At 59.1% G+C, this 25,898-nt stretch carries 21 protein-coding genes; 10 read left to right on the top strand and 11 right to left on the bottom strand.

Going from position 1 to position 25,898, the window contains the following annotated elements; genetic code table 11:
• Position 1: 1 nt before the first annotated feature.
• From tssG to tssB, 6 genes are all read right to left on the bottom strand, one after another.
• A complete protein-coding gene (gene tssG / locus CKW23_RS12095) occupies positions 2-1,021 on the bottom strand; it encodes a type VI secretion system baseplate subunit TssG (protein WP_025259746.1) in 1,020 nt (339 codons plus the stop codon).
• Positions 985-2,781: a type VI secretion system baseplate subunit TssF gene (tssF, locus tag CKW23_RS12090; RefSeq protein ID WP_025259747.1), complete on the bottom strand. Its 1,797-nt coding sequence runs from the start codon at positions 2,779-2,781 to the stop codon at positions 985-987. The genes tssG and tssF overlap by 37 nt, the downstream gene beginning before the upstream one ends.
• Positions 2,765-3,214 (bottom strand): type VI secretion system baseplate subunit TssE, encoded by a 450-nt coding sequence (gene tssE / locus CKW23_RS12085; RefSeq protein ID WP_095067626.1) that lies wholly within the window; start codon positions 3,212-3,214, stop codon positions 2,765-2,767. Before tssE ends, tssF begins: the two co-directional genes overlap by 17 nt.
• Positions 3,215-3,229: 15 nt before the next feature.
• Entirely contained in the window at positions 3,230-3,727 is a 498-nt protein-coding gene (locus CKW23_RS12080; RefSeq protein ID WP_025259749.1) for an Hcp family type VI secretion system effector, read from the bottom strand.
• A gap of 75 nt (positions 3,728-3,802) precedes the next feature.
• Positions 3,803-5,290: a type VI secretion system contractile sheath large subunit gene (gene tssC / locus CKW23_RS12075; RefSeq protein ID WP_095067625.1), complete on the bottom strand. Its 1,488-nt coding sequence runs from the start codon at positions 5,288-5,290 to the stop codon at positions 3,803-3,805.
• Between the two features lie 34 nt (positions 5,291-5,324).
• Positions 5,325-5,885 carry a type VI secretion system contractile sheath small subunit gene (gene tssB / locus CKW23_RS12070; RefSeq protein WP_025259751.1) on the bottom strand — a complete coding sequence of 187 codons (561 nt, stop codon included), beginning with the start codon at positions 5,883-5,885 and terminating at the stop codon, positions 5,325-5,327.
• 192 nt (positions 5,886-6,077) lie between these two features.
• Between tssB and CKW23_RS12065 the strand changes: the two genes are divergently transcribed.
• From CKW23_RS12065 to tssA, 5 genes are read left to right on the top strand one after another with little or no spacing between them, the layout of a single operon-like run.
• Entirely contained in the window at positions 6,078-6,548 is a 471-nt protein-coding gene (locus tag CKW23_RS12065; protein WP_025259752.1) for a hypothetical protein, read from the top strand.
• Positions 6,549-6,599: 51 nt separating this feature from the next.
• Positions 6,600-7,934, top strand: coding sequence for a type VI secretion system baseplate subunit TssK (gene tssK / locus CKW23_RS12060; RefSeq protein WP_025259753.1), 1,335 nt, complete (start codon positions 6,600-6,602; stop codon positions 7,932-7,934).
• Between the two features lie 18 nt (positions 7,935-7,952).
• Entirely contained in the window at positions 7,953-8,723 is a 771-nt protein-coding gene (locus tag CKW23_RS12055) for a DotU family type IV/VI secretion system protein (protein ID WP_025259754.1), read from the top strand.
• Entirely contained in the window at positions 8,720-12,535 is a 3,816-nt protein-coding gene (locus tag CKW23_RS12050; protein ID WP_025259755.1) for a type VI secretion protein IcmF/TssM N-terminal domain-containing protein, read from the top strand. Before CKW23_RS12055 ends, CKW23_RS12050 begins: the two co-directional genes overlap by 4 nt.
• Positions 12,532-13,605: a type VI secretion system protein TssA gene (gene tssA / locus CKW23_RS12045; protein ID WP_095067624.1), complete on the top strand. Its 1,074-nt coding sequence runs from the start codon at positions 12,532-12,534 to the stop codon at positions 13,603-13,605. The genes CKW23_RS12050 and tssA overlap by 4 nt, the downstream gene beginning before the upstream one ends.
• A gap of 137 nt (positions 13,606-13,742) precedes the next feature.
• On the opposite strand, the gene CKW23_RS12040 is transcribed toward tssA, so the two are convergent.
• Together CKW23_RS12040 and CKW23_RS12035 are read right to left on the bottom strand one after the other, a co-directional pair.
• On the bottom strand, positions 13,743-14,831 hold the full coding sequence (locus CKW23_RS12040) for a DNA/RNA non-specific endonuclease (protein WP_025259757.1): 1,089 nt from the start codon (positions 14,829-14,831) through the stop codon (positions 13,743-13,745).
• A 100-nt stretch (positions 14,832-14,931) separates the two neighbouring features.
• Complete coding sequence (locus CKW23_RS12035) at positions 14,932-15,849, bottom strand: LysR substrate-binding domain-containing protein (protein WP_025259758.1); 918 nt, start codon at positions 15,847-15,849, stop codon at positions 14,932-14,934.
• A gap of 185 nt (positions 15,850-16,034) precedes the next feature.
• On the opposite strand from CKW23_RS12035, the gene CKW23_RS12030 reads away from it, so the two are divergent.
• The 4 genes from CKW23_RS12030 (at position 16,035) to CKW23_RS12015 (ending at position 20,077) form a co-directional block, all read left to right on the top strand.
• Entirely contained in the window at positions 16,035-16,784 is a 750-nt protein-coding gene (locus tag CKW23_RS12030) for an SDR family NAD(P)-dependent oxidoreductase (protein ID WP_025259759.1), read from the top strand.
• 94 nt (positions 16,785-16,878) lie between these two features.
• Positions 16,879-18,183, top strand: coding sequence for an MFS transporter (locus CKW23_RS12025; RefSeq protein WP_095067623.1), 1,305 nt, complete (start codon positions 16,879-16,881; stop codon positions 18,181-18,183).
• Positions 18,184-18,200: 17 nt separating this feature from the next.
• Entirely contained in the window at positions 18,201-19,061 is an 861-nt protein-coding gene (locus CKW23_RS12020) for a transketolase (protein ID WP_095067622.1), read from the top strand.
• Positions 19,058-20,077 (top strand): transketolase family protein, encoded by a 1,020-nt coding sequence (locus CKW23_RS12015; RefSeq protein WP_095067621.1) that lies wholly within the window; start codon positions 19,058-19,060, stop codon positions 20,075-20,077. Before CKW23_RS12020 ends, CKW23_RS12015 begins: the two co-directional genes overlap by 4 nt.
• A gap of 54 nt (positions 20,078-20,131) precedes the next feature.
• Here CKW23_RS12015 and CKW23_RS12010 read toward each other — a convergent pair whose 3' ends face one another.
• The 3 genes from CKW23_RS12010 to CKW23_RS12000 all read right to left on the bottom strand — a co-directional run bounded on the left by CKW23_RS12010 (position 20,132) and on the right by CKW23_RS12000 (position 25,040).
• Positions 20,132-20,467 carry a hypothetical protein gene (locus CKW23_RS12010; protein ID WP_095067620.1) on the bottom strand — a complete coding sequence of 112 codons (336 nt, stop codon included), beginning with the start codon at positions 20,465-20,467 and terminating at the stop codon, positions 20,132-20,134.
• Between the two features lie 214 nt (positions 20,468-20,681).
• Positions 20,682-23,819, bottom strand: coding sequence for an efflux RND transporter permease subunit (locus tag CKW23_RS12005; RefSeq protein ID WP_095067619.1), 3,138 nt, complete (start codon positions 23,817-23,819; stop codon positions 20,682-20,684).
• 15 nt (positions 23,820-23,834) lie between these two features.
• A complete protein-coding gene (locus tag CKW23_RS12000) occupies positions 23,835-25,040 on the bottom strand; it encodes an efflux RND transporter periplasmic adaptor subunit (protein ID WP_095067618.1) in 1,206 nt (401 codons plus the stop codon).
• Between the two features lie 138 nt (positions 25,041-25,178).
• Between CKW23_RS12000 and CKW23_RS11995 the strand changes: the two genes are divergently transcribed.
• Entirely contained in the window at positions 25,179-25,841 is a 663-nt protein-coding gene (locus CKW23_RS11995) for a TetR/AcrR family transcriptional regulator (protein ID WP_095067617.1), read from the top strand.
• The last annotated feature ends 57 nt before the right edge of the window (positions 25,842-25,898 follow it).

Below are 25,898 nucleotides of genomic sequence, written 5' to 3'. Positions count from 1 at the left end.
TTCAGGCCATCTCCGCTTGGCGCAGCCGGGTATCGATGCGCTGCACGTCTTGGTTGGGTTTTCTACGCAAGCCACCGTTCCAGTTCAGGGTTGGTGGATTCTCGCGATTCATGACCATCGGTTCTGCGCCTGACACCAGCAGGGTCAGCGAGCAGTCCAGATCGGGGCCGAAATACAGCGCAGCCATGCTTGCCAGTTGCTGATGGGCTTCGCCGTCGGGCAGCAGGCGTCTGGCCTGTTCGTTTTGCAACGGGCCGATCGTCAGGCGAATGCCGGCATGCTCATCCCAGACGCGGGTCCCGGCAATGGCGGTGCTGCCCAGTTTCAGGTTGCGGCCACCGGGTTTCAGGAGGCTGCGACTGGCTGGCGGAATGCTGCGCCATGCGCCTTCGTAGGCGCTGATCTGTACCGGCAGCCCGAAATGCTGGCGCACGATGGCGGCGAAACCGGCAATTGAACGACGACCACCCGAGTACAAGGCGCTGCGTGCCATGATCGCAGCGTCGGGCAGTGCCTGGCGTTCCTGCAATGATTTGGGCAGCAAGCCGGTCAGTGCGCGTAGCTGCGCTTGCACCGGGCTGGCCGAAGGCACCGAGAACCCCAGCGCCACGCGATGCTTGCGCAGCACCCGATAGAGCAGGCTGAGCAGGCGATGCTGGAACAGGTCGAGAAATTCGCCTGGCGCATGATCCTTGGCGCGGGCACGTTGTTGCAGCCATTCCTGAAAGGCGTACGGCAAAGGACCGTCGGGCCCGCCCAAACCAAAGATCGGCGTCGTCAGTACCGGTTGCTGACCGGGTTCCTGTGTCAGGTTCTCGACTTCGCTGGAGGCAAACAAGGGCGTCAGCGGGCCGCGCAGGCGGATGGCTTCGGCCTGGGGCGAGGTGCCAGTGCCCAATGGCGAAGCCTGCGGGTGCTCGCGCTCCAGAATCAGCAAGGCCTGCAACAGCTCGAAAGCCTGTGGCTCCTTGCGCAAGACCTCGCTTAGAGGGACAGGGGCATGCCGGCCTGGGGTTGCCATGTCTTGACCTCCTTGTCCGAGTTGACCAGCACCGTACGCACGAAGCGGTTGGCCGTGGCGTAAAGCGAGAAGAATTGCGCCAGCACTGCCGAGAACAGCACGGCGCTATTGCCGACGAAGTGTTCCGGGTCCAGTTGCAGGCTGACTTCCAGCCCGTTGCGCCAGCCGCGCCAGGCATCTTCACCGACTTGGGCGATGACCCGTTCACAGGTTATTTTTTGCAGGCCTTCGATCTGCCGACGGGCACTGGCCTCGTCGCGCAGGTTATGCAGGCTGAGGATTTCCTTGAGGGCTTCCAGCGCCTTGGGACCTTCCACCAGCGACAGATGGTTGAGGTTCAGTTGCGAAATCAGCCGCCAGCGCGATTCACCACCCAGTTGAGGGATGCTTTGTGAGCTTGGTGGGTTGATCAGGCTGGCCCTGGCCACCGGGCCGGGTCGCTCGAAACTCAGTGGAGTACCTGCGCTCAGGCTTTGGGCCAGATGGCGATTGGTGCAAAGCAGTTCGGCTGTCAGGCTGTAGTCGGGCGCATCGAGCAGCGGGTCGAAGCGGGTGTCGACCAGACTGAGCATCAGGTCGCTGCCCAGTCGGTTGGGCGTCAGACCGCTGATGCGTCGGGCATGCCAGTAGAGGTTGCTGTCACCCAGGCTGTGCTGGCTGCCGTAATAGGCGGGCACCGGGCGTACACCCTGGGGCGAAGCGGCGCGCATGCCACGGATGCTGTGGATCTCGACGCTGTTCTCGCGATGGCTGTCGGCAATCAGGCGATATTCGCTTTGTGTACCGTCCGGGCGCAGCGGTTCGGAAGTTCGCGGGAACAGATTGATTGCCGGAGTACAGCCCAAGGCGAGATCGCTGGCTTGCAAGTGCAGGCGTGCCTGAGGGGCGCGATCAAAGACGATATACAGATAGAGCGTTCGCCCCTCGACATGGACCGTGTTCAACGGGATATCGAAGAAGTGGAATTTTTCCGGGAATGCAAAGTACTCGGCGAGCAGGCGCATGCCGGGATGTACGCCATCTTCTTCCGGCAGCAGGGCTTCGTCGTTGGCGAAACCGGCAATTTCCGGCAGGTCGCCATGGGCAACTGGCTGAGTGCCAGGCGCGCCGCTCAAGACCTTGACGGCATTTGCCCCCAGCAAGTCGTAAAGCGCGGCATTCACTACCGGCGAGGCGTCCAGATGCAGGCGCAGGTGTTCAATGCTCAGTTGTGCCCAGTCTGTGGTTTCACCCAGGCATTCCAGCGTCAGACGCAAGGCCGAGCGGGCCTGGAAGATGCCCGTCAGTGACTGGGCTTCCTCTGCATTGAGTAGCACGGCTTCGCTGATCTGAATGGGCCACAAGGTCACTTCGGCACTGGTGCGAAAGTGGATGCTTTCACCTTTGGTCGTGGTCACAAACAAGGGGGTGTCCCGGGGCAATGGATAGCCCGCTGCCAGATTGCCTTTGCTCGGGTCCGGCTCGAACCGCACGATGCTGCACGAGGGCAGGGGCCTGATGGCCAGCGGGTAAAGCTGTTCCAGCAGGGCGTTGCTGAATTCGTCGTAGTCGTCATCGAGGCGCCGTTGCAGGCGCGCAGCAAGCAGGGCGAAACCTTCCAGCAGGCGCTCGACATGCGGGTCCTGGCTTTCGCCGGGAGACAGTTCCAGGCGTTTGGCGACTTTGGGGTAGCGATTGGCGAATACACTGCCGGCATGTCTGAGCCAGGTCAGTTCGCGCTGGTAATAGTCGAGCAGTTGCGGGTCAATCGAATCGCTCATGCCTGACCTCCAGCCCGGCTTCCGAGGTCTGCACCGCGAATGCCACGGGCCATTCCTGACGGTCATGGCGCAGGGTGCCGCTCAGGCGTATATCCAGTTGCCGAGGGCGTCCGGGTACGGCTTGTACGTCCACACCGCTGAGGTGCAGTCGTGGCTCGAAATGAGTGATTGCTGCGCGGATTTCCCGTGTGATGCGGCGTCGGTCATCGCTGTTGCTGGCTTGCAGGGCACTCCAGTCGGCGATGCCGTAGTCGAGCAGGGTCGGTGGCGTGGTCATGTTCCCTGAAGCACGGCGGGTATTGAGCAGACGCACCAGTTCGGTTCGGACCGAGTCGGCCAGAGCCTGTCGGTCGAAAAACCTCGTGTGCTGCGTCTGCTCCTCGCTGAAAGCCAGGCGCTCGAATAGCGGCGGACGAATGCCTGTGCCTGGCATGGCGAGTTACCTTTCTCAGCTGGCTTTCTTGTTGGCGGCCAGGTCCCAGCTGGTGCCAGCCACGCCTTCCTTGGTGCCATCGTCTTTCTGGGCTGTCAGTTCCCATTTGATCTTGGTGAAGTTCAGCGAGATGGTTTCCACCGGCTTGCCGCCAGCACCGCCGCTGACGCTGACGTTGGACAGCACCACGTTGTCCAGGGTGTAGACAATGAACGGCATGATCTGACCGCTGCCTTCCGAGGCGTTGCGGCCAATGGTGATCTTGGCGGTGGTGATCGGCTTGCCCGCACAGCAGTAGCTGTTGAGGTTGGGCGTCGAGCTGTCGACGAACTTGGTCAGGGTGAACTCACCGACATGGGGTTTACCCGAAGTACGCTCCGAGTTGCTGACGTCGTTGGTCACTTGCATGGCAACGTTATGGCTGTAGGACATGATTTCGATCTTGTCCGTGAAGCCTTCCAGCATGCTGTCGCCTTTAATATCGTCACCCAGATCCAGAATGATCGCATCCATCGGGTGTAACTCCTGCAAATTGTCAAAAAGAAAGTGGGGGAGACGTCCTGCGAGCCAGGCCCGCAGGACTCAGGGTCAGGCTGCTACCGGCGGTGGCAGACTGGCGACCAGACGGATCGAGGCGGTCAGTTCTTCCAGTTGGAAGTGCGGACGCAGGAACACCGTGGCACGGTAGGCGCCAGGCTTGCCGGGAACCTCGGTGATGTCCACGCGCGCTTCACGCAGCGGGTACTGGGCCTTTATTTCCTGGGGCGCGTTGTCGTTGATCAGTACGTAATCTGCGATCCAGTTGTTCAGGTAGGTCTGAACGTTATCGCGGGTCATGAAGCTGCCGACCTTGTCGCGCATGATCACTTTCAGGTAGTGAGCGAAACGCGAGGCGGCGAGCACGTACGGCAACATCGCAGAAATCCGGGCGTTGGCGTTGGCTTCGTTGGTGTTGTAGAGCTTGGGCTTGTTGGTGGTCTGGCCGCCGAAGAACACAGCGACATCGCTGTTCTTCTTGTGGCAGAGCGAGATGAAACCCAGGTCATTGAGTTCTTTCTCGCGACGGTCGGTAATCGCCACTTCGGTCGGACACTTGAGTGAGATATCGCCCGAGGACGTGCGGAAGGTATGCGCTGGCAAGCCTTCAACCGCGCCACCGCCTTCAGCACCTCGAATCGCTGCGCACCAGCCGTATTTGGCGTAGGCCTCGGTGATGCGCTGGGACAGAGCCCAGGCCGCATTGCCCCACAGGTATTTGCTGTGGTCGGTGCCGGTGACGTCTTCCACGAAGTTCATGCCTTCCACCGGGCTGGTGTCCGGGCCGTAAGGCAGACGCAGCAGGAAGTTCGGCAGTACCAGCGAGACATAGCGCGAATCTTCGCTTTCGCGGAAGGAGCGCCACTTGATCAGTTCCTGGCTCTCGAACACTTTGGCCAGGTCACGAGGCACGGCCAGTTCGGTGAAGCTGCTCATGTCGAACAGGCGCGGGCTGGCGGCGGCAATGAACGGCGCGTGGGCGGCGGCTGCAACGTTGGACAGCTTCTCCAGCAGGCCGATGTCCTGCGGGTGACGGCCAAAGGTGTAGTCGCCCACCAGGACGCTGAACGGATGGCCACCGAAGGTGCCGTATTCTTCTTCGTAGATTTTCTTGAACAGCGCGCTCTGGTCGAACTCGACAGCCTTCTCCAGATCCGTCTGCAGTTCTTTCTGCGAGACGTTGAGCAGGCGCAGTTTCAGGCGGGTGCTGGTTTCGGTGTTCTGCACCAGTGAGTGCAGGCCGCGCCATGATGCTTCGAGCTTTTGCAGGTCCTCGTGATGGAGGATCTCGTTGAGCTGGTCGCTGATCAGCGAGTCGATCTGGCTGATGCGGTCGTTGATCATGGCGACGGTGTCTTTATCGATCGCCATGCCTTCATCAAGGACCTGGGTGGCGAACTCGGCAAGCATGTCGCGAGCGTAACCTTGCTGGCTGTCGTCATGCGCCATGCGGCCTTCGGCGATGATCTTGTCCAGCAGGGACAATGTCTGGGTTGAGCCTCCGCTGCCTTGATTCTCAGCGCTGGTTGATGTGGCCATGGTTAATCCTCAGCGAATGGGTGGGCAATGACAATCAGGCTTGCGGCTCGGCAGGCGACTCTTCGGCTGTGCCGGTACCTGCTTGTGGCGCTCCCGTTTCGCTTTCAGGACGGGCTGATTTGATCTGTTGCAGACCTTCGGTATTGGCGACGACTTCCTGAAGCAGCTTGTCCAGATCGTCATTGCCGTCGAGCTTGGTCAGCAGGTCACGAAGACGCTGACGGGCTTCGAGCAGGCGACGCAGAGGCGTGACTTGCTTGACCAGGTTGATGGGATCGAAATCGTCGATATGGCCGAAGCGCAGTTCGACGTTGAGCTTGCTGTCGTCGCCGCTGAGGGTGTTGTCGACCTGGATGGCCGCACGTGGAGCGATGGAGGCGAGCACTTCGTTGAAGTTGTCGCGATCGATTTCAACGAAACGTCGATCGATCAGTTTTGCAGGAGGAGCATCAGGTTTGCCTGACAGGTCGGCCAGAATGCCGACTACAAGTGGCAGTTCCTTTTTCTCGATGGCATTACCGATTTCTACGTCGTAGGTGATCTGAACACGAGGCGGGCGAACCCTGTCTAGCTTGTGCTGAGTACTCTCGGCCATGGTGGCTGAACTCCGATGCATAAGGCGGGCGCAATGCAACGGTTTCCCAATGCTCGCATTCCCTTGCTTGACCGCAGAACAGATCCGCACGGATCTATTTCTGCAATCGTCTAAATTCGTCATGGTGGCGAATTGGCCTTGATGCTATAACAGGAACGCCCAAAAGCAATACAAAATTTTTCTTGGACAATCATGATCGTAAAACAGTTCAAATACCGACAATGGATTGCCGTATTGATGGCTGTTTTCACGCTCACGGGTTGTTCGTTTTTGGATCCAAAAGTAAGTGTCGACTCACTCGTCCTGGACGTAGCCCTGCGCGCCAACGATGACTCGCCTGTCGCTGTCGATTTCATCTCCGTCAATGACCCCGACCTGCTCAATAAACTGTCCGGCCTGACCGCCAGCCAGTGGTTCAGCGAGCGTGAACAATACCGCCGCGATTACCGCCAGCTCATGGCTGTCTGGGGCATGGAGCTGGTGCCGGGGCAACTGATCGAATCGGGTACTTTCCCGCTGGACGGTAAGCCCTCCATGGGGCTGCTGGTTTTTGCCAATTACAATACGCCCGGCGCGCACCGCCTGCGGCTCGATGGTCAGCGCAGGATATGGCTGAAATTCGATAGCCGGGAAATGACGCTGTTCGACGAAAATGTTCATTGAGTATTGCGTCGCACTGACCATGCGCCACACACAGGATGTCAAGGAAACTTTATGAGCGTGCTACCTGATGCAGTCTGCTGGCACGAAGGCATGCAATTGCTGCCCCAGCATTTTCAGTTGCAAGGCTTGCGGTCCGAAGCGCTGGCAGCCCATCTGGCCCAGGCATCGAACCCTTGGTACTGGGGTGTTTCGAATCTTGATCTGGATCCTTCGGCCCTGTTTGCCGGGCAGGTTCGCATCCTGGCGCTGGACGCCACCTTGCCTGATGGCATGCCCCTGAGCATTCGTGCCGGATCCGGGCCGATGGTGGAACTTGATATCAATGAGGCGGCTGCAGCATCCGCCACTTCGACCGTGATGGTCTATCTGGCGATCAGCCCCTTGTGGCGCGCCGGTCAGTTGTTGCCGCTCAAGGGCCGCCTGCAATCGGTGCTCGGCGATTCGCTGCCGGATCTGGCCAGTGGCGAGAACCCGGAAACCATCACTGTCTGGCGACCCAATCCACGGTTGGTCACCGAGGCCAACAGGGCCGACTCCATCTGCCTGCCTCTGCTGCATGTGCGTAAAGAAGGTGGCGGTTTCGTTCAATTGCCCTATGTCGCGCCGACACCGTTGATCCTGCCTGAGTCCTTGTTGGGGCGTCGCGTGGCCGAGTTGTGCGCCCGCACCCGTGAAAAATGCATGTTTCTGGCCGGACGTTTGCGTCAGGCCCAGCAGGCGGGTAATCAGGACGATGCCGAGGAAATCCGTCTGCAATCCGCTGCGCTCTGGGCCAGATTGCCCGAGGTGGAAGGTGCCTTGAGCAGCCGGGTCGCCACGGCCCAGGGGCTGCATGGGCTGTTGCTCGGAATGACCGGTAGCTGGTCGGTACTGGACCCGGTTTCGGGTGTGCCTGCTTATGCGCCGCTGGACTTTCTCGATCTGTATCGCGGCTACGATCAGGTGCTGACCTGGCTGGAGCGCACTCTGGAGCAGGTGCGAGTCGGCTTTCGCAGCGTGCCTTTCGAGCAGGCCGACCATGTCTTTTCCATTACGCTGCCCGAGCAGAAACCTCGCCAAAGACTGGTGGTCGGCTTGCGCATGCCGGCCGGTGCGGCTGCGCAGGCAGCAACCGACTGGCTGGGCAGGGCAATCATCGCTTCCGGGCCGCACATTCCGGTGCTGGCACGCCAGCGCATGAGCGGTTTGTCCCATCAGGCGATGAGTCGTCAGGAACAGGTTGCCTACAGCATGGGCGATGACACGCGGCTGTTTGTCATCCAGGCCAGTGGCGAGTGGTTCGACCCGACGCAGCCGTTACACATCGTTTCATCCATTTCAGGAGGCGCGGTCAGCCCCTGGCAAGTCGTTCTGTTCATCGACAAAACCACCAACGAATCCGCCTGAGTACGGTAGGGAAATCGTATGCCTGAAGGGAATGCCGTTTCGCGGGTGCGTGCCATGCAGGATGCGCCGTTGAGTAGCGCTTTTCGTGAGGCGTGGCAGCAATGGCTGACCGCCTGGAACGAACTGGACAAGAGTGGCGAAGATACCCCGAAGCTGGTCGAGACCGTGGCCGAACTGTCGACCCGGATCACGCGCCTACTGTGGCGCAATGCATTCTCCAATGTAGGGGATTCCGCGACTCAGCAAATGAAAGCCATGGTTTATGCCTTTGTCGCACTGGTGGATGAAACCCTGCTGTACGCTGACTGGTCAGGGCAGAGCGCCTGGCAGGAAAAGCCCCTTGAATCGCGCCTGTATTCAAGTCGCCAGGCCGGTCAGCGACTGCCACTGGAAATCAAGCGCTTGCTCGATGAGCAGGTTTCCACCAATCGGGATCTGGGCAACGTTTACCTGCTGTGCCTGATCCTCGGTTTTCACGGGCACTTGCGTGGGGAGCGCGGTCAGGCGCTGCACGAAAAATGGCGTCACGCGCTGTTTACCTTCACCCGCCAGCGCGAGCCGGATTACGCCAACGTCAGCCAGTTGCTGGCCGAACCTTCCAGCGTCGCGCCGCGCCAGTTGCCGTTGCGTAAATCATTGCCTGACGGCTTGCGTCTGGGGCTGGTGATTCTGGCGTTCACACTGTTGTTTATCGGTATCGGTCAATTGTTCTGGCATGACATCGGCCAGCGTCTGGAGCCGGTTCTGCATCTGGCGACACCTTTTGTGGTTGTGGAGAACCTGTCATGACGCTGGCCATGCTGGGCTGGGTGATCGGCATCGTTGTCGTCCTGCTGATTGTGCTGTTGTGCATCGGGTGGCTGCGTACCCGTGGCGGTGCGGCGATTCGCAGTTTCCATTTTGCCGTGCGCCAGATGGAGAAGGACCAGGGCGTGCGCGATCACTACCAGACTTCCTGGCTGTTGATGGTGGGCGATGAGGCTCAGGGCTCCCAGTTGTGCTCGGCCTGGAATCTTTCGCCAACGGACAAGCCCGCATGGTTTGGCCGTTGGTGGTCCGATCCCGAAGGCGCGGTGCTGGTTGTGCCGCAGTCGCTGTTCATGCCCGAAGAAGGCATGAAGCTTCAGGGTAACGGCTGGGCGAGCCTGCTGGGCCTGTTGCTGCGCATCCGTGGTCAGCGCCCGCTGGACGGGGTGATCTGGAACATCAGCGCAGCCGATCTTCTGGATGGCGAGCGTGCGGCCTCGCTTGGGCTGGCGGCGCGTCGGCGCTTTATCGATCTGCTGCAACGCCTTGGGCTCAGTGTGCCGGTGTATGTCGTGATCAACGGCATGGACGAGATTCCCGGCTTTCAGGATCTGGTCATGGCCTTGCCGCAGGACACCCGCCAGCAGATTCTGGGCTGGAGTTCGCCTTATGACCCGGAAATGGTCTGGCAATCCCAGTGGAGCGATACTGCGCTCGATTCCGTGGTGCAGGCACTTTCGGAAGCCATTGTTCAGGTGGGTGCGTTGTCGGGCCACTTGAGTGGTGAGCTGAGTTTCCTGCCCGAGCGTCTGAAGGATTTGCGCCGCTCTCTGCAAATGCTGCTGGAGCCGGTCTTTCAGGGCAATGCCCAGGGCGAGGCGGTATGTTTTCGGGGGCTGTACTTCACCGCGGATCAGGCATCGGCTCCGGGTCATGAAACTCTGTCGGCAACCGATGCGCCGCTCATGCAGAGCGTCTTCGCCTCAATGCTCTGGCAGCATCGCATCAATGCCGAGCGCGGCCTTGCGCAACCTGTGCCGCGCCTTTTGCATCTGCGTCGGCGCTGGCAGCGGGTCACGGCCATTGGTGCGCTGATCTTTGGCGTGATCTGGGTCATTTCCATGCTTTGGGTCTGGCGTTATTCGATCGATGAAGCCGACGAGCTGTCCCGCCTGTTGCAGGAAGCTCAGCGCAATTACGTGCAGGTCAACGATGACGCGCACCGTCAGGAACTGACCCGCAGCAATGTGCAGGCATTCTGGAATGTTCTGCAGAACGCGCCGCGTTGGCATTTCGCTTCTCCGGTTTATCCAAGCTCCTGGTTTTCCTCGCTGGATACCCGTCTGGACGGGGTATTGCGGCACATGTCCATGAGCCACATGCGCCAGCCTTTGCATGACTTGCTGCTGGCCCAGACCAACGAATTGCTGGCGATCACCGACAGTGACCGGCGCTCCGCTCAAGAGGGCGATGACCCAGCGCTATGGCAGAGTTACGTCAAAGCCAGGGATCTGGTAGAGCGGGCAACACGTCTGGAGCAGATGAGCAATCTGTACAGCCTGTCCTTCAGCAACCAGAAAACCCCGCTGGAAGAACTGGTGCCCCTGAGCAATAGCGCCTTGGGCCTGAATCTCAATGCGGGCACCTTGCATCGCGAGTCGTTCTACAACCGGCTGATGGTGGAGAAGGGCGCTTCATCTCTGCAACCGCTGGACCTTCTGGCTCATCGCAAGGAAGTGACCACCAACTTCACCAAGCTCATGGAGAAGTGGCTGGTTCAATATTACCGGGCGGACAACTTCATCACCGCCGCTGGTTATCTCAAGCTGCATCTGGAGCGTCTGGAGTCGAGTACCGAGAATGATCTTGAAGAACTGGAGCGCATCAAGGACCTGATTGACGATTTGCAGGCAGTCATCGACCTGACCAACGCCACCTGGAGCCGTGGCAAGGGGCAGGAACTGGTGCCTGGTTATCTGGCGATGATGGACAGTGTCAGGCAAAGCAAGTTGCTGGGGCCGCAGGTGGCCCAGGAGCTTGAAAGCCAGGCGGCCCAGTTGCAGCACAGTTTCAAGGGGCAATGGATCGCTCAGGGCGCCGCAAGCAATAGTCTGCTGACCCAGAGTGGCAGTGGGCAACTGACCTTGCAGGAGCGGGTTTCGCAACTGCATGCGGCCATCAATTCGTTGCTGCGCCGCGACTTCGTGGCCAGCGCGTTGCGTCAGGACGGCCGTGGTGAAAACGGGCCGGCGCAGCATATCGATAACGACGGCCTGAGCATCGCCCTGAATCACTACAACAGCTACAAGCTGTATGCCCGTGAAGAACTGCCGAATATTCCGGCCATGTATCGCCCGGCCATGTTGAGCACCGCCGAAGAGGCTGCCGCCGATTCCATGTGGTCGAGCCTGAGTACCCATGCGTCTTCGTCGGGATCTGAGGAGGACGCCCGGCTTTTCGATATCCGCACCGATCAGGCACTGGCGCTGCACAAGGCCTTTATCGAGCTCAAGCATCCCCAGCTCGCTATCAGCCTTCAGAACTACCTGAACCGGGTCGCACTGGCGGATATCTCGACGGCGACCGACATGGTGCTTGAACAACCGCTGTTCCGGGATCGTGCTGACATCAGTGAATGGGATGGCGGTAAGAACTTTGGTCTGCAATTGTTGCGAGCCACGGATGCCCAGGATCTCAAACGCGGTCTGGACCAGCAGTTCGCAGTGATCTCCAAGATCACCGAGCAACATGCACCGGCCGTGGAATGGCTGAAGACTCAGTTGCAGAACCTGCCTATGGTCAGCGTCGAGGAAGTGACCCGGTTTGCCTCTCTGAGTGAGGAAATGAACAAGTACAAGGCGCAGAACCCGTCGAGTTCTCCAGCCTTGATCACTCAGTTGCTCAGTCGTGACTTCAACGACATGGACGAGAACACTTGCCTGGGCATCTTGCAGTCGGCCAATGTGCCGGTCAGTACCGGGCAGTTGACTCAGCGTTGGCTGACCTTGCAACAAGGGGCTCTGCGCCGTTGCCAGCTCTTGCAACAGCAGCAGGGCACCGCCGCCTGGAACGCACTGGCCAGTTACTTCAATCAATACCTGTCGGGGCGTTTCCCCTTCGCCCATGACTTGAGCGCGGCGGATGCCGACCCGGCGCGTGTTCAGCACTTCCTGACCCTGATCGACGAGCGATTGCCTCAGGCTCAGGACGGGCTCAAGAATGCCCAGTCCCGCGACCGCGCGGCGGCTGCCGAGTTTCTTGAACGCCTGAAGCTGGCCCGACCCTGGCTTGGTGCTCTGCTGCTGCGCGACAAGGCCGGTCTGGTGGGCGCGGACATGGAAATCCAGTGGCGCACCGATCGTGACAGTGAGCGTGGTGCCGATCAGGTCATCAGCTGGAAACTGGTTTCAGGGAACCGTGAAATCAGCTATCCGGGCCAGGCGCAGCAGGTCCTGCACTGGAATGTCGGTCAGCCGCTGAGCCTGATCCTGCGCTGGGCCCGGGATGGCACTCAGCGTCCGGTCAACGATCCATTGCAGCCCGACTTGCGTGTCAGCGGGCTGGAAGCCGAGTGGCAATACCTTGGGCCGTGGTCGTTGCTGCGCCTGATGAGCGCCCATGTGTCGGTGCAACGTCAGCCCAACGTCGATTACACGGAATTCCCGCTGTCGCTTGAAGTGCCGGTCCATGCGCCGGCCAATGAAGAAAACCAGACCCTGATGTTCGTGCGCCTGTCGTTGATGAGCCAGGGCGGCAAGGCCCCGTTGTCGATTCAACCCTTGCCGGTGCAGGCACCTCGCTCGCCATTCGGCTCGGCCCCTCGTTCTGTAGTTGATGCTGGAGTGTATCGATGAGTCAGCTTTCGTCACGGGTCAGCGAACTGCTGGAGCCCCTGTTTGGTCACTCGCCCTGCGGCGTAAACCTGCGCCACGAGCCTATCTACGATCGCTTGCGACAGTTGCGTCGCGAAGACGATGCAAGTTTGCCGATGGGCGTCTGGCAGGCGGACATCAAACGGGCCGACTGGGGGCAGGTGGAATCCATTGCGACCTCGGTACTGCTCAAGGAAAGCAAGGACCTGATGATCGCCGCCTGGCTGGGCGAAGCCTGGCTGCACAAGGATGCCAGGCCGGGAATCATTGATGCGTTGAGCCTGCTGATCGGCTTGTGCGAGCGCTATCCGCAGGAGTTGCACCCACAACCCGCCGATGGTGACTTGTCATGGCGAGCGACGCCCCTTGAGTGGATCGTGCGTCGCTATACCGAACTGCTGCGCACGCAATTCCAGTTGTTCGAGAGTCGGGAAGGCGAGTTTGCCGGTTATGTTCTGAGTGACTGGCAGCAACTGCAACGCAACCGAGTGCAGGTCAACGACAGCAAGGCATCCAAAATAGCGGCCGAAAACGCTGCCGGCGACCAGGCCCGAATCAATGAACGGGTACGTGCCACGCCGGTTGCCTGGTGGTTGAGCAGCTTTGAAGTCACCCAGGCGGCGTTGCAGAAACTGGAGGCGCTGGACAACTGGAGCACTCAGTACTTTGCCGAGGATGGCCCGTCGTACGCGCCCCTGAAACAGACGCTGGTATCCCTGGCGTCACTGTTCAAGGAATTCATCGCCATGCACCCCCCGCAACCCTTGCCGCCGGAAACCGAAGAGGCCCCAGCCGACATGACGCTTGATACCCCGCTTGAGTCGAACGCCGGAGCACGAGCCTTCAGCGAGCCACGCAATCGTGAAGAGGCCTATCGGCAATTACTGTTGATTGCCGATTATCTGGCCCGCAACGAACCCCACAGCCCGGTGCCTTACCTGATCCGCAAAGGCGTGGAGTGGGGCAACAAACCCCTCAAGGAACTGCTTTCGGAACTGATTACATCCGATGCCGAGGCAAGAAGGGTCTGGGCGTTGTTGGGGGTGCTTTAGAGGCGGGGCGATAAACGCTGTATTCGTGGAGCAGTCCGTTTCCAGTATGCGTTGACGTGTTCATCGTCTTGTCCGTATGCCCGGACTGTTCATGCGTTCGAGTGCCTGGCTGTTTCGAGAAACGTGCAGCAGTCTGCTCAGTAGGGACTGAATTTATAGCTTTTTTTCTTTATGCGGCCGGTGCCACGAATGATGCCATATAGGGATTTGCTGTCATCATCGTTTATCCGTGCGCGCTTGTCGCTGTTGTGCTTGGCGCTGATGAGCATGGCGTTGCTATAGGAGGCGGCTCCGCTGGCAGACTTGGGAATCACGTGATCGACCTGAGGCGTCAGGTCATGCCCGCCTTCGACCAGCAGACCCAGTGGCTGGCCCGGTATGCGATATCTGTCGGTGTGTACAGGGTCGTTCGGTGAGTCGCTTATCAGGAATCCGTCATTGAGTACGCGATTGACTGCGCGGATGGTTGCGATCTGTGAGCTTGTGAATTCTGAGGCCTGAGCCAGTATTAGGCCGTTGTTCCAATGCTCAAGCGCTTGCGGGTAGTCCTTGACGGCTTTCCACTCTGCATAATCGAGGAAGGCGTATGGCTTGGCTGCGGTGGGGAATAGGGGCATGCGTCGATAGGAAGGAAAATCTGCGGTACTGAGATAGTCCTTGATATCCCAGCCCAGATTTGTCATTTCGGCAATAAGCGCCAGATATTCAGCCTTCTTGATCGGGTCGGCACCGCTGACGACCGGTACCGGTTTGGTGTGAGTAATAGGCCATGTGTGGGTGCGTCCCGTCTGCAGGCCATTCATGACTCTCACTGTGATCATAAACATTGTGGGCACACGCTGATCCTCGGCAGGATCAATGGCGTAATCGCAGACGATGGTGACTTCGCAGTTGCCACCGGCGGCGTTGACCCATATTTCGAGCTCACGTTCAAATTGGCGCCAGATACCGCCAGAGTTGAACGCCCCATACATCGGGACCAGATTTCCCGAGTGTTCGGGGCCGCCAAACTCCAGGGCGATCAAATGGCCGCGGTGACAGTCCTGATGTCGAGTGTCTGAAATGCCTGCCTCATACATTGAAAGAGGCAAGACATTATTGTCTCGTAGAGTCGGGGTATGCGGTTTGAACCCCGGGGACATCTCTGCGACGAGTCGCTTTACTCGCTGGCGCGTCCCTGCCTTGAAGTTCTCTGGCAGGGCACTGATGAAGTTGACGAAACGCATGATCCTTCCTTGGGTGAGCGGATTGCCGAGAGAGTGATGGCAAATCGTACATGTCGCATGGAGAGCGAAGCAAGACAGACTTGCCCGGGCATTGCCTGCCTCAATACGAAAAATCCCCGCCCAACTCTTCCTGCATCCACTCCAGAAATCGTTTCACCCTTGGAAAATTGGCATGTGCCTTGGGGAATACCAGATGGTGAGCGGTAATCGGCGCGCTCAGTGCCTCTGGTGATACAACCACCAGATCGCCTCTGGCCAGATACTTCTGGGCCAGCAGGGTGCTTTCCAGGGCAAAGCCAAGACCCTGGCTGGCGGCTTCGAGGGCCATGTAGGAGCGGTCGAAACTCAGCGGGTAGGGCTTTTCCGGGCGGGAAAGGCCGTGCCGGGCAAACCATTGTGGCCATTTGATAAGCGTTGCTTCGGACAGAATCAGCGGGCTGCCGAGCAGGTCTGCTGCACTATGGATGGGACTCCTGTGCAGCAGGGCAGGTGAGGCCATGACCGCGATCTGTTCGTTGCGCACCGTGCGCACTTCCAGCGTTGGCCAGTCGGGCAGCCCATGGCGAATGTCCACATCGATCTTGTCGCGGCTGAAATGCAGGGATTCGTAGGAACACGACAGATTCAACTGAATATCGGGGTTACTCTGGCGAAACTTTTCCAGGCGCGGCATCAACCACAGAAAGCCGAAGCTGGGTGCTGAATGCAGCCGCAGGCAGTCCAGGCTGATATCACTGGCAGCCCGTTCGGTGGCCACGGCGAAGCTGTGCAGTATCCCTGAAATTTCCGACAGGTATTGTTCGCCCACAGGTGTCAGGCTTACGCCTCTTGCCGTGCGCAGGAACAACTGGCGACCGATCATCGATTCCAGTTTGGCCAGTTGATGGCTCACAGCCGAGGGCGTCAGGTTGAGCTGTTCGGCGGCTCGCGCCACATTGCCGAAGCGGGCAGTCTGTTCAAAGGCTTGAATGGCCTTGAGCGGTGGCAGATTGAGTGAAGGGTCGCCTGGGGTATGCATGCTGTTTCCGGCCTTGCTCAGCTTTTCTTTGCACTCAAATATCACTCATTCATTTCCCGAGTGCTGATTTTTTTTCAGCACTTGCTGAAAGTCGCGTTATTGCTCAGCTCCGGGGTGGGGCACAAGCTGGGCCATCGATTCGACACGGGTCGATCCAATAAAAACAATTCAGGAGAACCCTGCCCATGATTCTTCAAGACAAGATTGCAATCATTACCGGCGCCGCCTCTGCACGCGGCATTGGTCGAGCCACTGCTGTCACGTTCGCCCAACAGGGCGCCCGCGTGGTCATTCTGGATCTGGATGAGTCTGCCGCCCGTGACGCTGCCGCCTCTCTGGGCGAAGGCCATCTGGGGCTGGCCGCCAACGTGGCGGACGAAGCCCATGTCTCTCAGGCCGTTGCCCGCGTTCTGGAACACTTCGGCCGCATCGACGTGCTGGTCAACAACGCTGGCATCACTCAGCCACTCAAGACCCTCGACATCGGTCGCAGCGATTACGACAAGGTGCTGGATGTCAGCCTGCGCGGCACATTGCTCATGTCTCAGGCGGTGATTCCGGCCATGCGCAAGCAGGCCAGCGGCAGCATCGTGTGCATGTCTTCGGTTTCCGCCCAGCGTGGCGGCGGTATCTTCGGCGGTCCTCATTACAGCGCGGCCAAGGCCGGTGTACTGGGGCTGGCCAAGGCCATGGCGCGTGAGCTGGGACCTGACAATGTGCGGGTCAACTCCATTGCGCCAGGCCTGATCCATACGGACATCACTGGCGGTCTGATGCAGGATGAGCGTCGCCACGCGATTATCGACGGCATTCCCCTCGGACGTCTGGGCGTGGCTCAGGATGTGGCCAATGCGGCACTGTTCCTGGCCAGCGATCTGTCTTCGTACCTGACCGGCATTACCCTGGATGTGAATGGCGGCATGCTGATTCACTAAACCGGGCGGGCCCATCCTGCCCGTACTGTTCTGTATCGATGATACCGCCGGGTCACGAGCCTGGCGGTCAATAAAAACAAGAGATCAGACCATCATGACAACGACCACCTTGTCTGCGGACGCGGTCACCACCGTGCGCTCCAACGCTTATCGCAAGACCGCCTGGCGGCTGATGCCATTTCTGATGCTGTGCTACCTGTGCGCCTATCTGGATCGGGTCAACGTCGGCTTTGCCAAATTGCAGATGATGAACGACCTGGCCCTCAGTGAAGCGGTCTATGGCCTGGGTGCAGGCATGTTCTTCATCGGCTACTTCCTGTGCGAGGTGCCCAGCAACATCATCCTGCACCGTGTCGGCGCAAGGATATGGATCGCCCGCATCATGATCACCTGGGGGATCATTTCGGCGCTGTTTGCCTTCGTCGAAACCGCCTGGCAGTTCTATGTGCTGCGCTTCCTTCTGGGGGTTGCCGAAGCCGGCCTGGCTCCGGGACTGCTGCTGTACCTCACCTACTGGTTTCCGTCCTATCGTCGTGCGCGCATGACGGTGCTGTGGTTTGTCGCCATTCCTCTTTCCGGAATGATTGGCGGGCCGCTGTCCGGCTGGATCATGAACAGTTTTGCCGGTTACCACGGCTGGGCGGGCTGGCAATGGATGTTCGTCATCGAAGCCATTCCCACCGTTGTGGTCGGCTTGATGGTACTGGGCTATCTCAAGGACGGCGTGCATCAGGCCACCTGGCTCAATGACGAGGAAAAAGCGCTGGTCCTGCGTGAGCTTGAAGAAGACAACAGCCAGAAAGTCGTCCATGAATCCACAGGTGCCTTTATTCGCGACCGGCGTCTGTGGTTGCTGGCGGGCATCTACTTCTGCGTGGTCATGGGCCAGTACGCGATCACCTTCTGGTTGCCGACGCTGGTGCGTAATGCCGGGGTGTCCGACCCGTTGCACATCGGCCTGCTGAGCAGCGTGCCTTATATCTGCGCCATCGTCGCGATGCTCTTGATGGGGCGTAGCGGTGACAAGCATCGCGAGCGGCGCTGGCATCTGGTGATCCCGATGATCGCCGGGGCGGCAGGCCTGAGTCTGGCAGCCTTGATGGGCGGCAATCTGCTGCTGTCGATCATGAGCCTGTGCCTGGCAGCCGCCGGAATCCTGTCCGCGTCATCGCTGTTCTGGATGCTGCCCACCACCTTGCTGGGTGGCGTATCGGCAGCGGCTGGCATCGCGGCGGTCAACAGCTTCGCCAACCTTGCCGGCTTCTGTTCCCCCTATCTGATCGGCTGGATCACGACCACTACAGGCTCCAGTGCCATTGGCATGTACCTGATTACAGGCGTGCTGATCTTTGGTGCCTTTCTGGTGCTGCGTGTCCCGGCTGCACTGGTCAACCGCTAAGTTGAGGAGTTTCCCGAATGACTGCTATTGATACATCGACCGGCGCCCTGACCTTGGCGCAACGTGCTCTGAATATTCGCCGTAATGCTTTGCTCATGGGGCAGGTTCAAGGCCAGGGCTATGTCGGCCAGGCGCTGGGTGCTGCCGACCTGTTGGCGGTGTCCTACTTCCACTCCATGAACCATCGGCCCGAAGACCCGGAGTGGGAGGGCAGGGACCGTTTTTACCTGTCCATCGGCCACTATGCGATTGCTCTGTATGCCGCATTGATCGAGGCCGGAATCATTCCTGCCGATGAGCTGGAAACCTACGGCTCCGATGACAGCCGCCTGCCGATGTCAGGAATGGCTGCCTATACACCGGGCATGGAAATCACCGGTGGTTCACTGGGCCACGGGCTGGGTATCGCGGTAGGAGCCTGCCTGGGCCTCAAGCGCAAGCAATCCTCGTCCTTCGTCTACAACCTGCTGTCCGATGGCGAATTGAATGAAGGCTCAACCTGGGAAGCAGTGATGTCCGCCTCTCACTGGAAGCTCGATAACCTGATCGCCATTGTCGATGTGAACAACCAGCAGGCCGACGGCTATTCCAGCGAAATTCTGGCCTTCGAACCCATTGTCGACCGCTGGCAGGCCTTTGGCTGGTTCACCCAGCGGGTGGACGGCAACGATCTTGACGCGCTGGTCAAGGCTTTCGATGCAGCGCGCAACCATAGCGCAGCACAGCCGCGGGTCATCATTTGCGATACCCGCATGGGCAAGGGCGTACCGTTTCTGGAAAACCGTGAAAAGACCCACTTCATTCGTGTGGATGAACATGAATGGAATATCGCACTGGATAATCTGGACGCTGGGCTGGAAGCCGGGAGAACCGTATGAGCACTTTGAAAAACACCACGCCTGGCAGCGAAGCGCCGAAGAAACGCCTCACCACCTCGGCCATGATCGCCTCGATTGCCTCCGAAGGGCAGGCGACCCGTTCGGCTCCTTTCGGTCATGCCCTGGCGGCCCTGGCCGATCAGCGTCAGGACATCGTCGGGCTGTCTGCCGACCTGTCGAAATACACCGACCTGCATATCTTCGCCAAGGCGCACCCCGAGCGTTTCTACCAGATGGGCATGGCCGAGCAATTGCTGATGAGTGCCGCAGCGGGCATGGCCCGGGAAGGCTTCGTACCGTTCGCGACCACCTATGCGGTGTTCGCTTCGCGTCGTGCCTATGACTTCATCTGCATGGCGATTGCCGAAGAGAACCTGAACGTCAAGATCGTCTGCGGTTTGCCGGGCCTGACCACCGGCTACGGCCCAAGCCACCAGGCCACCGATGATCTGGCGATCTTCCGTGCCATGCCGAACCTGATGATCGTCGACCCTTGCGATGCCCTGGAAATCGAACAGGCAGTACCTGCAATCGCTGCGCATCAGGGCCCGGTCTATATGCGTCTGCTGCGGGGTAACGTGCCTCTGGTGCTGGACGAATATGGCTACACCTTCGAACTGGGCAAGGCGAAAACCCTCAGGACCGGTAATGATGTGTTGATCATTTCCACAGGCCTTATGACCATGCGCGCCCTGGAATCGGCCAAGCAGCTTCAGGCCGATGGTGTGGACGTGGCGGTATTGCATGTTCCGACCATCAAGCCGCTGGACGAGCAGACCATCCTGGCCGAAGCCCGTAAACCGGGTCGACTGGTGGTGACGGCTGAAAACCACTCGATCATCGGTGGTCTGGGTGAAGCGGTGGCGGGTGTACTGCTGCGCAATGGCGTAACCCCGACCTTCCGGCAGATTGCCTTGCCGGATGCCTTCCTGGATGCCGGCGCCTTGCCGACCCTTCATGATCGTTACGGGATATCAACCAACGCGGTCAGCCAGCAGATAAAAGCCTGGCTCTAGGCACAAAAAAAGGGGCGCCTGTTGAAGGCGCCCCTTTTTGTTTTCGGTGTCTGGTCAACTGCAGGCTTCGGCATGAATATCTTCAGCCGTTGAGTCTCGAATGATCGGGCCCATGCCACTGACCGGGCGCGATTGTTCCAGGATCTCCAGCGTTGCTCCGGTACCCACCAGATTCACCGTACGGTTCTGGCAGTCATAGACGCGCTTTGAATACATCACGCCCAGAAAACCTTCACGTTTGGTGACGACTACACGCTTCCCGGCGTTTCCGCTTTTTTCTACCAGAGCGTAGTTTCCGTTCGGATCGCTGGGAACGATAATGTTTTTCTCGGCGGCATGGGCAGAGAAAACGGGGATCAAGAGTGCCAGCAAACAAGATTGAATTTTCATCGGTGCTCCTGCGGATGAACTGCACTTTCATTGGATCCAAAAGTACTCCTACGGAACTTTTCTGAATAGCACCTGACTAGACCTTTCGTCGCTTTGAGGGGGAACAGAGGCTGCCGTTTGTCGCTTTTGGGTGTCTGGCGTTCAGATGTGGAAAGCTGGCGGCTCAGTGAGTACCGGTCTCACGACCTGTGCCCACTGAGCCCGATGAGATTTTTCAAGTCTCTTTCAAGGTATCCGGCAGTGCTGGTTCAGGGCTTCGTTTGCCATGGAACAGTTGCGACACCATCACGTAAAACAGCGGAACGAAGATGATCGCCAGGATCGTCCCGGACAGCATGCCGCCAATCACCGCTGTTCCCAGGGCATTTTGTGCGCCTGATCCGGCACCGTTGCTCATGACCAGAGGCACACAGCCGAGGATGAAAGCAATCGATGTCATCAAGACCGGTCGCAAGCGCATGCGGGCGGCTTCGAGTGCGGCTTCCACAAGACTCTTTCCGGCCTCGTGCTGCTCTTTGGCAAACTCGACGATCAGAATGGCGTTCTTTGAAGCCAAGCCGATGGTAGTAAGCAGGGCGACCTGGAAATACACGTCATTGAGCTTCCAGGTCAGCATTGCGCCCAGCAGTGCGCCGAATACGCCCAAAGGAATCACCAGAAGCACCGAAACCGGGATCGACCAGCTTTCATAAAGTGCTGCCAGACAAAGGAACACGATCAGGATCGACAGGCTGTAGAGCAGTGTCGTCTGGCCGCTGGAGGCTTTTTCCTGAAGGGAAATGCCGGTCCACTGAAAACCTATACCTGCTGGCAGCTTTGCGATTGCCGCCTCGACGATCTGCAGGGCTTCGCCGCTTGAGGCGCGTCCGGGCATTCCCATACCGAGAATTTCCACCGACGGTACGGCGTTGTAGCGTTCGAGGCGTGGAGAAGCCAGCATCCACTCGCCTTTGGAAAAGGCATCGAACGACACCATGGTGCCAGCACTGTTTCGCACATACCAACGGCGGATGTCTTCCGGCAGCATCCGGTAGGTGGCTTCACCTTGCAGCATCACCTTCTTGATGCGGCCCTTGTCGATAAAGTCGTTTACATAGCTGCTGCCCCAGGCATTGGAAAATACCGTATTGATGTCATCAATCGAAACGCCCAGGCTTTCAGCCTTGTGCGTGTCTATCTCCAGTTTGAATTCCGGAGCGTCTTCCTGACCGTTGGGGCGTATGGCGACCAGTCGATCATCCTTGCTCAAGTCGGCCAGCAACTGGTTGCGCGCCTGCATGAGTGCTTCGTGACCGAGGTTGGCCTTGTCCTGCAGCATCAGATCGAAGCCCGATGCGTTGCCCAGTTCAGATACCGCAGGTGGCGCGAAGGCAAACACCCTGGCGTCCCGGATGCTGGCAAAGAAAGCACCGGCTTTTGCCGCCACAGCCGTGACGCTCTGATCCTTGCCGGTCCGCTGGTCCCATGGACGTAGCTTGACGAAAGCAAAGCCGACGTTCTGCCCGCTGCCGGCAAAGCTGAAGCCCATGACAGCAAACATGCCCTCGACCGAATCTTTCTGATCCACCAGGAAATGGTGTTCGACCTCTCGCAGGACCTCATCGGTGCGGGTCTGTGTCGCGCCCGGTGGCAATTGGACCAGCGCGAACAAGGTGCCCTGGTCTTCGTCAGGGAGAAAACCGCCCGGAAGCTTGCTGAATCCGAACACGACAGCGGCCAGCAGCACCGCGTAGACGAGCATATATCGGCGTCCCTTGCCCAGCATGTGCGTCACGACGCCCTGGTAGCGCTTGTTGCCCCGGTCGAATGTGCGGTTGAACCAGCCAAAGAATCCTTTGTTGGTCAGGCCGTGAGAGGGTTTGAGCATTGTCGCGCAGAGTGCGGGAGTCAGTACGAATGCCACCAGCACCGACAGGGTCATGGCCGAAACGATGGTGATGGAGAACTGGCGATAGATCACGCCGGTCGAGCCCCCGAAGAAAGCCATCGGAACGAACACTGCGGCCAGAACCAGAGCGATGCCGACCAGCGCACCGCTGATCTGTGTCATGGATTTGCGTGTGGCCTCCTTGGGAGGCAGGCCTTCTTCCTCCATGACCCGTTCGACGTTCTCCACCACGACAATGGCGTCATCCACCAGCAAGCCAATGGCCAGGACCATGGCGAACATGGTCAATGTATTGATGGTGAACCCGAAAACCGCCAGTACACCAAAGGTGCCCAGCAACACCACAGGCACCGCGATGGTCGGGATCAATGTGGCGCGCAGGTTCTGCAGGAACAGAAACATCACCAGGAAAACCAGCGCCACGGCTTCGACCAGCGTCTGAACGACCTGCTTGATCGAGATCCTCACGAAAGGCGTCGTGTCATAAGGCTTCTGCACTTTCATGCCGGGCGGAAAAAACTTCTCCTGTTCTGCGAGGCTGGCATCGATTGCCTTGACCGTGTCCAGTGCGTTGGCGCCCGGAGCCAGCTTGATGGCCAGACCTGTCGCCGGTTTGCCGTTGTAGCGACTGGAGGTCGTGTAAGACTCGGCTCCCAGCTCGATTCGGGCGACATCCTTGAGGCGTACCTGAGAGCCATCGGTCTGGGTGCGCAGCAGAATGTTTCTGAACTCCTCGGCGGTCTTCAGCCGGGTCTGGGCGGTGATGGTCGCATTGATCTGCTGGTTCGGAGCCAGTGGCAAGCCGCCCAACTGACCGGCCGAGACCTGTGCGTTCTGTGCCTTGATCGCGTTGGAGACATCAATGGGCGTAAGCCCGAAATTGATCAGTCTGTTCGGATCGAGCCAGATGCGCATGGCGTATTGAGAGCCGAAGAGGGTGGTGTCGCCGACGCCATCCAGACGACTGATCGTTTCCTGCACGTTGGCCGCGACATAGTCGGCGAGGTCCGTATCGCTCATGCTGCCGTCTTCGGAAGTGAAGGCGAGCACGTTGAGGAAGTTGGTTGCCGACTTGGCAACCGTGACACCCTGTTGCTGAACTTCCTGCGGCAACAGTGGTGTGGCCAGCGACAGTTTGTTCTGCACCTGTACCTGTGCGGTGTCGGGGTCGGTGCCGTTTTCGAATGTCAGGGTAATGGTGGCAGTGCCCGAGGATTCACTGGTCGACGCCATATAGCTCAGTCGATCCAGGCCCTTCATCTTCTGCTCGATGACCTGGGTGACGCTGTCCTCCAGGGTTTTCGCCGACGCGCCGGGGTAGGTGGCGGTGATGGCTATTGCCGGCGGGGCAATGCTGGGGTACTGCGCGATAGGCAAGGTGAGGATCGACATGACGCCCGCCAGCATCACGATAATGGCAAGCACCCAGGCAAAAATGGGGCGGTCAATGAAAAAACGCGACATAGGGGACCGTCCGGCTTAGTTCGAGGCGCTGGCTGGCGCTGATGAGGGAGCGTTCGCAGTAACAGCCTTGGGCTGCCAGGGCGTCGTCTTGACTTCGGCACCTGGCTGGGCACGCGGGATGCCGTCCACCACGATCTGCTCGCCAGGTTGCAGGCCTGACCGGACCAGCCATTGGTCGCCAACGGTGCGATCGGTATCCAGGGCCCGGAGTTCGAGTCTGTTGTCCTTGCCGACGACATAAACAACGGGCTTGCCTGCACTGTTGCGCGAAACAGCCTGTTGCGGGATCAGGATGCCGTTTTGTTGAGTGCCTTCCTGCAGCACCGCACGCACATACATCCCCGGCAGCAGTTCTGCCTGAGGGTTGGGGAAAACGGCCCGCAAGGTGATGGAGCCGGTATTCTGGTCCACCGTGACGTCCGAGAACTCCAGTCGCCCCTCGAATGGGTACTGACTGCCGTCTTCCAGCATCAACCGGACTCTGGCAGCGGATTCACCGGATTTCTCCAGTTCGCCACGTGCCATGGAGCGCTTGAGGCGCAGCAGCGACATGCTGGGCTGGGTCACGTCTACATAGATGGGATCGAGTTGCTGAATGGTGGTCAGCGCCGTGGTCTGACTGTCGGTCACCAGTGCTCCGGGGGTGACGGCCGATTTACTGATGCGCCCGGATATAGGGGCTGTGACTCGGGTATAGGCGAGCGTGATGCGAGCACTTTCGACGTTTGCCTTGGCGGCATTGACCTCGGCATTGGCCTGTCCCAGCTCTGCGTCGGTGTCATCGTAGTCCTGCTGACTGACGGCCTTGATGGTAATCAGCTCCTTGTAACGTTCTGCCTTGAGGCGCAAGGAACGCTGATTGGCCTGGGCCTTGCCGAGGGTTGCCAGGTAATTGTCGTAACTGGCCTTGTAGGTGGCCGGGTCAATCCGGTACAGCGTTTCGCCTGCCTTGACGTCAGCCCCTTCGCGGAAAGTACGTTCCTGAATGATGCCGTTCACCTGAGGACGAACTTCTGCGATCAGGTACGGAGTCGTGCGCCCGGGAAGCTCTGTGGTCAGGTCGACGGGCTGGGTCTTGACAGTCGTGATGCCCATCACCGGAGTGCCTTCTGCGGGTGGAGGCCCGCCGGGCGGGTTGCCGCACGCCGTCAGCAGCAAGGGTGATGCAAGCGCAAAAACAATACAGAGATTCAGGCTGTGACGGCTGGCTACAGGGCGCAAGGGCGTTCTCCGGACGAGTGAGGAGGCGGTTGATCTTTAAAACGGTACTGGTCGGTATACTAATAATGGCTTTTCGGGGCGTCAACCTAAACTGCCCAGCCTGGTGTACTATTGGCGACCGTTTATCAGGAGTCTCATATGCGCGTCAGGACAGAAGCCAAGCGCGAAGCCATCCTTGAAGCGGCTTCTCAGGTTTTTCTGGAGGCCGGTTTCGAGGGGGCATCGATGTCGCAGATTGCTGCCCGGGTCGGCGGCTCGAAACGCACGCTTTACGGTTACTTTGCCAACAAGGAAGAGCTTTTCGTCGCGGTTGCACACAGCGCTGCCGAGAGTCTGCTAGGCCCGCTGTTTGATTCGCTGGGGTCTACCGAGGAACCGCTGGTAGTGGTTTTGGCGAGAGTCGGCTACAGCTTGAGCAGGCTGATGACCGATGAGCAGACATTGCAGATCATGCGAACGATGATTGCCATCTCCGGGCGAAGCGATATCGGTGAAATGTTCTATGCGACGGGACCGGCCAAGGGACTGAAGGCGCTTGCCTCTTACCTGGAAGGGCAGATGGAAGCAGGCACGCTCACCCGCAGTGATCCAATGATCATGGCTCAGCACTTCCATGCGTTGCATCAGGCTGAAATCCTGTTGCCGGGCTTGCTCGGGGTCCTCAAGAACCCCACCAATCAGTATCTCTGCGAGTCAACAGCCCGAGCGTTGGGGGCTTTTTTCAATGCCTATGCGGTCCTCGACCAGCCTTTGTCGGATGAGGAACTGGCGCAGGTGCTCAAAGGGGTTTCGCAGGCATAAGGAATAAATTGTGGTGTCGGTCTGGTTCGGTTTCTTCCCGTGCGATTTAACTACATA

It is taken from the genome of Pseudomonas sp. Irchel 3A18 (assembly GCF_900187465.1).
GTDB classification, from domain to species: domain Bacteria; phylum Pseudomonadota; class Gammaproteobacteria; order Pseudomonadales; family Pseudomonadaceae; genus Aquipseudomonas; species Aquipseudomonas cichorii.
The sequence above is the reverse complement of the archived record's forward strand: the minus strand, read 5'-3'. Positions and strand labels throughout refer to the sequence as shown.

Coding starts and splice junctions, on each gene's coding strand:
- tssA (WP_095067624.1), top strand. CDS start 12,532: ATGAGTCAGCTTTCGTCACGGGTCAGCGAACTGCTGGAGCCCCTGTTT.
- tssC (WP_095067625.1), bottom strand. CDS start 5,290: ATGGCCACATCAACCAGCGCTGAGAATCAAGGCAGCGGAGGCTCAACC.
- CKW23_RS12020 (WP_095067622.1), top strand. CDS start 18,201: ATGACTGCTATTGATACATCGACCGGCGCCCTGACCTTGGCGCAACGT.
- tssK (WP_025259753.1), top strand. CDS start 6,600: ATGAGCGTGCTACCTGATGCAGTCTGCTGGCACGAAGGCATGCAATTG.
- CKW23_RS12040 (WP_025259757.1), bottom strand. CDS start 14,831: ATGCGTTTCGTCAACTTCATCAGTGCCCTGCCAGAGAACTTCAAGGCA.
- CKW23_RS12015 (WP_095067621.1), top strand. CDS start 19,058: ATGAGCACTTTGAAAAACACCACGCCTGGCAGCGAAGCGCCGAAGAAA.
- CKW23_RS12010 (WP_095067620.1), bottom strand. CDS start 20,467: ATGAAAATTCAATCTTGTTTGCTGGCACTCTTGATCCCCGTTTTCTCT.
- CKW23_RS12025 (WP_095067623.1), top strand. CDS start 16,879: ATGACAACGACCACCTTGTCTGCGGACGCGGTCACCACCGTGCGCTCC.
- CKW23_RS12080 (WP_025259749.1), bottom strand. CDS start 3,727: ATGGATGCGATCATTCTGGATCTGGGTGACGATATTAAAGGCGACAGC.
- tssB (WP_025259751.1), bottom strand. CDS start 5,885: ATGGCCGAGAGTACTCAGCACAAGCTAGACAGGGTTCGCCCGCCTCGT.
- tssG (WP_025259746.1), bottom strand. CDS start 1,021: ATGGCAACCCCAGGCCGGCATGCCCCTGTCCCTCTAAGCGAGGTCTTG.
- CKW23_RS12055 (WP_025259754.1), top strand. CDS start 7,953: ATGCCTGAAGGGAATGCCGTTTCGCGGGTGCGTGCCATGCAGGATGCG.
- tssE (WP_095067626.1), bottom strand. CDS start 3,214: ATGCCAGGCACAGGCATTCGTCCGCCGCTATTCGAGCGCCTGGCTTTC.
- CKW23_RS12050 (WP_025259755.1), top strand. CDS start 8,720: ATGACGCTGGCCATGCTGGGCTGGGTGATCGGCATCGTTGTCGTCCTG.
- CKW23_RS12065 (WP_025259752.1), top strand. CDS start 6,078: ATGATCGTAAAACAGTTCAAATACCGACAATGGATTGCCGTATTGATG.
- CKW23_RS12035 (WP_025259758.1), bottom strand. CDS start 15,849: ATGCATACCCCAGGCGACCCTTCACTCAATCTGCCACCGCTCAAGGCC.
- CKW23_RS11995 (WP_095067617.1), top strand. CDS start 25,179: ATGCGCGTCAGGACAGAAGCCAAGCGCGAAGCCATCCTTGAAGCGGCT.
- CKW23_RS12005 (WP_095067619.1), bottom strand. CDS start 23,819: ATGTCGCGTTTTTTCATTGACCGCCCCATTTTTGCCTGGGTGCTTGCC.
- tssF (WP_025259747.1), bottom strand. CDS start 2,781: ATGAGCGATTCGATTGACCCGCAACTGCTCGACTATTACCAGCGCGAA.
- CKW23_RS12030 (WP_025259759.1), top strand. CDS start 16,035: ATGATTCTTCAAGACAAGATTGCAATCATTACCGGCGCCGCCTCTGCA.